Here is a 1,027-nt window from a genome sequence, read left to right on the forward strand (position 1 = left end):
CCTCTCCCAAAACTTCTACAGGGCTGGTCTTCGGACCGGCCCTTTCTTTTTGCCTGCGTTCCGCGCCGAGAGGCATGGTCCCCCGGCACTTTCGTCATTGCGATCGCAGCGACGAAGATGGTCATTCGCAATTGATCCTGCTTTAAGCGCGCCCGACTTTCGCATCCGAGGGAACTTCGCGCATGAGCTTTTGCCAAACGGTCTGGGAAGACGTCGCACCGCTGCGCCGGGCGATCCTCGATCACCCCTTCCTGAACGAACTGGCCGCCGGAACGCTCGCGCCCGAAAGTTTCCGGCATTACATCGTGCAGGACAGCCTCTACCTCGCCGAGTATTCCCGCGCCCTCGCTCTCGCCGCGGCGCGCGCACCGACCGCGAGCGGCCGTCTCGAATTCTCCGACGGAGCCAAAGTCGCCGTGCAGGTCGAGGAAGCGTTGCACCAGGCATTCTTCGCCCAGTTCGGCGTCACCGCCGAGATCGCGGCGGCCAGCGAGCCGACGCCCGCATGCCTCGGCTACACCAGCTACCTGTCCGCACTCGCCGCGACGCGCAGCTACGAGGAACTGATCGCGGGCATCCTCCCGTGCTTCTGGGTCTACTGGGAGGTCGGCTGCGACGTGAAGCCGCGCGCCGCCTCGCCCAATCCCTATGCCGCCTGGATCGACACGTACGCCGCGCCCGCGTTCGGCGAAGCGACCGACCGCGTCCGCGCCCTTGTCGATGAAGCCGCGCAAAACGCCACGGCCGCGACGCGCGCAGCCATGGTCACCGCGTTCCGCAATGCAACGCGCTTCGAATGGATGTTCTGGGATTCCGCCTATTATCGCGCAATCTGGCCGATCTGACGCGCAACCGCACAAAACCACGGTTTCCCACGTACACGCTTCAAGTTGCATTCCTTGCAACTTTGCTCAATCTTTTCGCATTTGCAGCAAAGCGCGATTCCGAACATAAGGAACTCGCCTTTCAGGCATCCTCTCCCAAAACTTCTACAGGGCTGGTCTTCGGACCGGCCCTTTCTTTTTGC

At 62.7% G+C, this 1,027-nt stretch carries 1 protein-coding gene; it reads left to right on the forward strand.

Features of this window, described 5'->3' with window-relative positions:
* Positions 1–182: 182 nt before the first annotated feature.
* Positions 183–845, forward strand: a complete 663-nt coding sequence (gene tenA / locus LH128_RS27670; RefSeq protein ID WP_008833007.1) for a thiaminase II — start codon at positions 183–185, stop codon at positions 843–845.
* The last annotated feature ends 182 nt before the right edge of the window (positions 846–1,027 follow it).

This window comes from Sphingomonas sp. LH128 (assembly GCF_000293195.2).
GTDB classification, from domain to species: Bacteria; Pseudomonadota; Alphaproteobacteria; order Sphingomonadales; family Sphingomonadaceae; genus Novosphingobium; species Novosphingobium resinovorum_A.

Coding starts and splice junctions, on each gene's coding strand:
- tenA (WP_008833007.1), top strand. CDS start 183: ATGAGCTTTTGCCAAACGGTCTGGGAAGACGTCGCACCGCTGCGCCGG.